Here is a 7,122-nt window from a genome sequence, read left to right on the forward strand (position 1 = left end):
CGATGTTCACCATCTACCTGCCGATCGCGGAGATCTCGGTGAACCTGTTCCTGCTGCTCGGCCTCGGCATGGGCGTGGGCTTCCTGTCCGGCCTGTTCGGGGTCGGCGGCGGCTTCCTGATGACGCCGCTGCTGATCTTCGTCGGCATCCCGCCGGTGGTCGCGGTGTCGACCCAGCTGATCCAGGTGCTGGCCTCCTCCTTCACCGGTTTCCTGACCTACTGGCGGCGCGACAATGTCGACCTGCGGATGGGCAGCACCCTGGTCAGCGGCGGCCTGCTGGGGGCGGTCGTCGGCGTCGTGGTGTTCGCGGTGCTGCGCAGCCTGGGCCAGATCGACTTCGCGATCAGCGTCACCTACGTGGTGCTGCTCGGCTCCGTCGGCCTGCTCACCCTCAGCGAGGCGGTGCGCAGCCTGCTGCGCGGCAAGGCCGGCCGCCGGCGGCGCAAGCTGCACGACCATAACTGGCTGCAGCGGCTGCCGTTCAAGCTGCGGTACCGGCGCTCCCGCCTGTATATCAGCATCGTGCCGCCGGTCCTGATCGGCGCCTTCGTCGGCCTGCTGGCGGCGATCATGGGCGTCGGCGGCGGCTTCGTGCTGGTGCCGGCGATGGTCTTCCTGCTCGGCATGCCGACGGTAATGGCGATCGGCACCTCGCTGTTCCAGATCATCTTCGTCACCGGCGTGGTGGCGATCCTGCACGCCTATGAGAATGCCACCGTCGACGCGGTGATGGCCCTGCTGCTGGCCGTCGGCGGCGTGATCGGCGCGCGCTGGGGGGCGCAGATGGGCCTGGGCATGCGGGCGGAATATCTGCGGCTCGGCTTCGGCGCGATCGTCCTGGCGGTTGCCGTCCAGGTCGCCTACCGGCTGGTCGCGCGACCGGAGGAGCTCTACTCCCTCACCGAGATCGCGGGCTGACCGTCAGCGCCCCTCGAAGATCGGGCCGCGTTTCTCCAGGAAGGCGTCGATCCCTTCGCGGATATCGGCTGTCGCGGCCATGCGGGCGAACTGCGCCGCCTCGACCGCCAGCCCCTCGTCGATCGGCAGGTTCAGGCCGCGGGTGACGCTGGTCAGGCAGGCGGCGACGGCGAGCGGCGACATCGCGGCGATGCGCAGGGCCAGGTCGCGGGCCGCCGGCAGCAGTGTCTCGTGCGGCACCACCCGGTTCACCAGGCCGATCGCCTGCGCCTGTGCGGCGCCGATCGGCTCCGCGGTCAGCAGCATCTCCAGCGCGCGCTTGCGGCCGACCAGGCGCGGCAGCCGCTGCGTGCCGCCATAGGGCGGCGCGAAGCCGAGGCGGATCTCCGACTTGGCGAAGCTGGCCCGGTCGCTGGCGATCGCCAGCGGCGCGGCCTCGGTGATCTCGCAGCCGCCGCCGAAGGCCAGGCCGTTCACCGCGACGATCACCGGCTTGGGGAAGCTCTCGATGCGGGCGGTCAGCGCCTGGCCGCGGCGGACGAAGTCGCGCAGCGCCGCTTCCGGCCCGGCGCGGACGATCGGCGCGAAATCGTGGATATCGGCGCCGGCGCAGAAGGCTCGGTCGCCGGCGCCGGTCAGGATCGCGACCCGCAGGGCCGGCTCGCGCTCGATTTCCTCCAGGGCCGCCTGCAGCCGGTCGATGGTGGCGAAGTCGATGGCGTTCAGGTGGTGCGGTCGGTCGAGGGTGAGGAGCGCGATCGCCCCGTCCCGATCGAAGCGCAGTCCGTCGGTCATGTCTGTCTCCCGTATGTCGGTTCGGGGACAGAGATGCCGCCGCCCGCTTTCCCCGGCAAACGAGGAATCCTGGCGCGCGGATGAGCCGGGATCACCCGGTCGCGCTCAGCCTTCCGCGGCCGCGGCGGGTTCCGCCGCAATGTCCAGGCGGATCCAGTTCAGGAAGGCCCGGACCTCCGGCCGCCGCGCCGCCTCCGGCTGCCACAGCAGCCAGTAGCCGCTGCCGGCCGCAACCGGCGGTCCCAGCACCGCTGTCAGGCGGCCGGCCTCCAGCTCCGGGTCGACGACCGGGCGCCGGCCGAGCGCGACCCCCAGGCCCTGCGCCGCGGCGTCGAGGGCCAGCTGCACCGTGTCGAACCGCATCGGCGCCGGTGCATCTGGCGGCAGGGCGACCTCCCGCGCCGCCAGCCACCACGACCAGTCCGTCGCGATGTTCGCCACATGCAGCAGCGGCACGTCCGCCAGGTCGTCCGGCACCTGCAGCCGGGACGCCAGGAAGGGCGCGCAGACCGGCACCAGTTCCTCCGCCGCCAGCTGCTGTGCCTCAACCCCCGGCCAGGGCGGGCTGCCCATGCGGATCGCCAGGTCGACCTCGTCGCGGGGCAGGTCGACCTGGCGGTGCGCCGCGTCCAGCAGGATCTCGATCCGCGGATGCTCCGCGCGGAAGCGGGCGAGGCGGGGCATCAGCCAGGTGCGGGTGAAGGTCGGCGCACCGCTGAGATGCAGGCGGGCCGGACCGTGGCGGCCGGGCACGGCATCGGTGGCGGCGGCCAGCTGGTCGAGCGCCTGCCGCACCTGGCCCGCATAGGCCGCACCCGCGTCGGTCAGCGCAATGCTGCGATTGCCGCGGAGGAACAGCGGCGCGCCCAGCCAGTCCTCAAGCACCTGGATCGACCGGCTGACCGCGCTGGGCGTGAGAAGCAGCTCTTCCGCCGCAGCCTTGAAGCTGCCCAGCCGTGCGGCCGCGTCGAAGGCGCGCAGGCAGGAGAGCGGCGGCAGGCGGCGTGCCATGACAATGCCGTCAGGCGGCCCGGTCCGGTCGGCCGGGCAGGCAGATCATCGTCGCCTGCATCAGCGCGATCGCCTTCTCCGTGCCCGCCGCGTCGGCCACGAAGGCTTCCGATTGCACGACGCTGAGCTGCCGTCCGGGACGCACCACCGCCGCGCGGGCGATCAACAGGCGGCCCGCTGCCGGCGCCAGGAGGTTCTGCTTGAATTCCACCGTCAGCACCGAGCTGTCCTCGGGCATCAGGCTGTAGGCGGCATAGCCGGCGGCGGAATCCGCCACCGTCGTGACAATGCCGGCATGCAGGAAGCCGTGCTGCTGGGTGAAGGCCGGTGCGAAAGGCATCTGCAGCTCGCAGCGGCCCGGCGTCAGGGCCGCCATCGCCACGCCGAGGGTGCGCATCACCTGCTGCCGCGCGAAGCTGTCGCGCACCCGGGTCTCGAAACCGGGATCGGCAGGGCCGAAGGTGTCGGGACTCATGCGCGGCTCCGAGATGCGTCGGCGGTGCGGGAAAAACGGCGGCGAAGCTTCCGCGCCCCGACCGCCCGCGGCAAGTGAGGAATTCTCACCCGCGCATGAGTCTGGCGCATCCGGTCAGCGGGCGCCGAAGCGGCCCGCCCGGCGTTCCGCGACCGCACGGATGCCTTCCTGGTGGTCCTCGGTGCGGGCCAGCCAGGCCTGTTCAGCACCCTCCCGGTCGGTCTGATCGCGCACCGCCGCGGCCAGATGCCGGCGCAGGGTCAGGCGGGTCGACTGCACCGCCAGCGGTGCGCCCTCGGCGATCTCCGCCGCCAGCGCCATCGCCGTGCCCCGCAGCTCCGCCTGCGGCACCAGCTGGTCGACCAGGCCCCATGCGGCCGCCTCTTCGCCGCCGATCCGGCGGCCGGTCAGGAACATTAGCGCGGCGCGCTGCTGGCCGATCGCCTGCGGCAGGGTGTGGGTCAGGCCGAAGCCCGGATGGATGCCGAGCCGCACGAAGTTGGCGGCGAAGCGGGCTTCCGGGCAGGCGACCCGGAAATCGGCGACCAGCGCCAGGCCCAGCCCGCCGCCGATCGCCGCGCCCTGCACGGCGGCGACCACCGGCTTCACGCCGGAGAACAGCCGCACCGCCTCGTCGTAGAGCGGGTTGCGGCCGCGGCTCTCGGCGGCCTCGAAGATCCGGTCGCCGGCGAAGTCCGCGCCGGCGCAGAACGCCTTACCTTCGGAACAGAGCAGGATCGACCGGCACTCCACCTCGCCGTCCAGCTCCGCGAAGGCATCGGCCAGGTCGCGGATCAGGGCATGGCTGAAGAAGTTGTGCGGCGGGCGGCGGATCTCGACCACGGCGACATGGTTCTCCAGGGTGACGGCGATATCGCCGCGGTGCGCCTCGGGCATGGTCGTTCCTCCTGCTTGGTCGCTGCCGCATGGCCTGCGGCGGCGTGCATGATGGTGCAGCCGCACGGCTTCGGCCAGACTTCGCGCAGGGCAAGTTTCGGGAGGGAGAGGATGAACCTGGCGAACCTGCTGGTCCGTGCCGGGCGCAGCTTCGGCGACCGGCCGGCGCTGCTGCGGGGCGAGGCGGTTCTGGCCGACTATGCCGGGCTGGCGGGCCGGGTCGCGCGCCTGGCCGGCGGCCTGCTGGGCCATGGCCTGGCGCGCGGCGATCGGATCGCGCTGATCATGAAGAACCGGGCGGACTATGTGGAGCTGCTGTTCGCCTGCTGGCAGGCCGGGCTGGTCGCGGTGCCGGTGAACGCGAAGCTGCACCCGCGGGAATTCGCCCATATCCTCGCCGACTCGGGCGCCCGCGCTGCCTTCGTCAGCCCCGACCTGGAGACGGCGGTGACCGAAGCGGCCGCCCTGGCGCCGGAGCTGGCCTGGATCGAGACCGCCGGCGGCCATGGTCATGACCGGATGGCCCATGCCGACCCGATCGCCCCGGCGGCGGTTGCGGCCGATGACATCGCCTGGCTGTTCTACACCTCCGGCACCACCGGCCGGCCGAAGGGCGCCATGCTCAGCCACCGCAACCTGATGGCGATGAGCCTGTCTTATTTCGCCGATGTCGATACGATCGGGCCCGGCGACTGCATCATCCACGCCGCGCCGATGAGCCATGGCTCCGGCCTCTACATCCTGCCGCATGTCGCGGCGGCCGCGAGCCAGGTGGTGCCGGAAAGCGGCGGCTTCGATCCGGCGGAACTGCTGCGCCTGTTCGGCCGGCTGCGCGGCGCCACCCTGTTCGCCGCGCCGACCATGGTGACCCGGCTGCTGGCGCATCCGGGACTGGGCTATGCGGACCCGGCGGGCCTGAAGACCATCGTCTATGGCGGCGGGCCGATGTACCTGGAGGATTGCCGCCGCGCGATCGATGCCTTCGGGCCGCACCGGCTGGTGCAGATCTACGGCCAGGGCGAGAGCCCGATGACGATCACCGTGGCCGGCAAGCCGGTCTTCGCGGATGCCGGACATCCGCGCCGCGACGCGCGGCTCGCCTCCGTCGGCATCGCCTTCGCCGGCCTGGACGTGATGGTGGCGGATGGTGTGGACCGGCCGCTGCCGGCGGGGGAGACCGGCGAGATCCTGGTCCGCGGCGATACGGTGATGCGCGGCTACTGGAACAACCCTGCCGCCACCGCCGACGCCCTGCGCGACGGCTGGCTGCATACCGGCGACCTGGGCGCCTTCGACGAAGATGGCTTCCTGACCCTGAAGGACCGGTCGAAGGACATGATCATCTCCGGCGGCACCAACATCTACCCGCGCGAGGTGGAGGAGGCGCTGCTGCACGACCCCCGCCTGGCCGAGGTCGCCGTGGTCGGCCGCCCGCATGCCGACTGGGGCGAGGAGGTCGTCGCCTTCGTCGTGGCGCGGGAGGGGGAGGCGGTCACCGCGGCCGAACTCGACACGCTCTGCCAGGCGCGCATCGCCCGCTTCAAGCGGCCGAAGGACTACCGTTTTGTCGATGCCCTGCCGAAGAACAACTACGGCAAGGTGCTGAAGACGGAGCTGCGCGCGGTGCTGGCGGACTGAGGCCGTTACCGCCGGTCGAAACGGCCCGGGTGGAACGGCGCCATGTCGATGTTCGGTCTGGCGCCGGCGATCAGGTCGGCCAGCAGGCGGCCGGCCTTGGCGCCGGAGGCCATGCCGACATGCTGGCCGCCGAAGCCGAACAGGATCTGCGGCGCCGACGGCGCCGGGCCGATATGCGGCAGGCTGTCGGCGGTGGTCGGGCGATGGCCCTGCCAGTATGTGCGGTCGGTGAAGGTGAAGTCCGGGTAGAGCCGCCTGATCATCCGGTCCAGCAGGGCATGCGGCGCAGCGCTCGGGCCGGCCTCCAGGCCGCCGAACTCGACCAGGCCGGCGGCGCGCACCGCGCCCGCCATCGGGGTCACCACGAACTTCAGGTCGGCCAGCGAATAGGGCGCCGGCGGCACCGGGCTGCCGCCCTGGAAGGCGATGTGATAGCCGCGCTCGCTCTCCAGCATCGTCCGATGGCCGAGGCTTTCGGCCAGCCGCGCCGACCAGGCGCCGCCGGCGATCACCGCGCGGTCGGCGTGGATCACCTCGGTCCCGGCGTCGATCTGCACGCCGTCGCCGATGCCGCTGCCCAGCGGCCGCAGGTCGTGCACCTCCGCCTTCAGGAAGCGGCCGCCCTGGCCGACGAACCAGTCGGCCAGCGCGGTGACATAGCCGGCCGGGTCGGTCAGCCAGGCATGGTTGTGCGCGGCATAGGCCAGGCGATAGTGCGGGCCCAGGTTCGGGTCGTAGGCGGCCAGTTCCGCGCCTTCCATCAGGGCGCCGCGGGTGCCGTGGTGGTGGCGCAGCTCCCAGGCGAGGTGATCGGCCTCGAATGCCGCCCGGTCGGGATACAGGTAGACGAAGTCGCCGGTGGTCAGGAAGGCTTCCGCCGGCGTGCCGCGCGCCAGCGACAGGTGCTGCTCGACAGCGTCGGTCAGCAGGTCGGCCAGGGCGGCGGCGATCTGCGCCACCTTCTCCGGCCGGCGGTTGCGCAGGTAGGGGCGCAGCCAGGGCAGCAGGACCGGCAGGTAGGACCAGCGCAGGAACAGCGGCCCGTCCGCCGACAGCAGCATCTTCGGCACCTTCGACAGCAGGCCCGGCATCGGCACCGGCACCACCGATGAGGTGGAGATGATGCCGGCATTGCCGAACGAGGTGCCGCCGGCCGGCCCGGCCCGGTCGATCAGGATCACGTCATGGCCGCCGCGCCGCAGCCATTCGGCGGCCGCGGTGCCGTACATGCCGGCGCCGATCACGGCGACGGTCAGGCGGTGGTCGCTCACGGTCCCGACCGCTTCTTGCCGCGGCTCTTGCGGGCGCCCGGCCGGCCGGCGGTGGACCGCCCCTGCGTGGAGCGGCCGCGGCCGGCGGCATAGCCGGCCTGGCGGGGGGCGGCCA

The 7,122-nt window shown here is 72.3% G+C and carries 7 protein-coding genes; 2 read left to right on the top strand and 5 right to left on the bottom strand.

Annotated elements, in window-relative coordinates; genetic code table 11:
• Positions 1-2 precede the first annotated feature (2 nt).
• A complete protein-coding gene (locus tag ACFOGJ_RS20570) occupies positions 3-920 on the top strand; it encodes a sulfite exporter TauE/SafE family protein (RefSeq protein ID WP_379904065.1) in 918 nt (305 codons plus the stop codon).
• A gap of 3 nt (positions 921-923) precedes the next feature.
• Here the strand turns inward: ACFOGJ_RS20570 and ACFOGJ_RS20575 are convergent, their stop codons facing one another.
• The 4 genes from ACFOGJ_RS20575 to ACFOGJ_RS20590 form a co-directional block, all read right to left on the bottom strand.
• Positions 924-1,715: a crotonase/enoyl-CoA hydratase family protein gene (locus tag ACFOGJ_RS20575; RefSeq protein WP_379904067.1), complete on the bottom strand. Its 792-nt coding sequence runs from the start codon at positions 1,713-1,715 to the stop codon at positions 924-926.
• A gap of 105 nt (positions 1,716-1,820) precedes the next feature.
• A complete protein-coding gene (gene gcvA / locus ACFOGJ_RS20580; RefSeq protein ID WP_379904069.1) occupies positions 1,821-2,726 on the bottom strand; it encodes a transcriptional regulator GcvA in 906 nt (301 codons plus the stop codon).
• A gap of 10 nt (positions 2,727-2,736) precedes the next feature.
• Positions 2,737-3,201, bottom strand: coding sequence for a PaaI family thioesterase (locus tag ACFOGJ_RS20585; protein ID WP_379904071.1), 465 nt, complete (start codon positions 3,199-3,201; stop codon positions 2,737-2,739).
• A gap of 114 nt (positions 3,202-3,315) precedes the next feature.
• Positions 3,316-4,098 carry an enoyl-CoA hydratase/isomerase family protein gene (locus ACFOGJ_RS20590; RefSeq protein WP_379904073.1) on the bottom strand — a complete coding sequence of 261 codons (783 nt, stop codon included), beginning with the start codon at positions 4,096-4,098 and terminating at the stop codon, positions 3,316-3,318.
• Positions 4,099-4,209: 111 nt separating this feature from the next.
• Between ACFOGJ_RS20590 and ACFOGJ_RS20595 the strand changes: the two genes are divergently transcribed.
• Positions 4,210-5,736, top strand: coding sequence for an AMP-binding protein (locus ACFOGJ_RS20595; protein ID WP_379904075.1), 1,527 nt, complete (start codon positions 4,210-4,212; stop codon positions 5,734-5,736).
• A gap of 5 nt (positions 5,737-5,741) precedes the next feature.
• Here the strand turns inward: ACFOGJ_RS20595 and ACFOGJ_RS20600 are convergent, their stop codons facing one another.
• Positions 5,742-7,007: an NAD(P)/FAD-dependent oxidoreductase gene (locus ACFOGJ_RS20600; RefSeq protein WP_379904077.1), complete on the bottom strand. Its 1,266-nt coding sequence runs from the start codon at positions 7,005-7,007 to the stop codon at positions 5,742-5,744.
• Between the last annotated feature and the right edge of the window lie 115 nt (positions 7,008-7,122).

Source organism: Marinibaculum pumilum, assembly GCF_042646425.1.
Lineage (GTDB): Bacteria > Pseudomonadota > Alphaproteobacteria > Ferrovibrionales > Ferrovibrionaceae > Marinibaculum > Marinibaculum pumilum.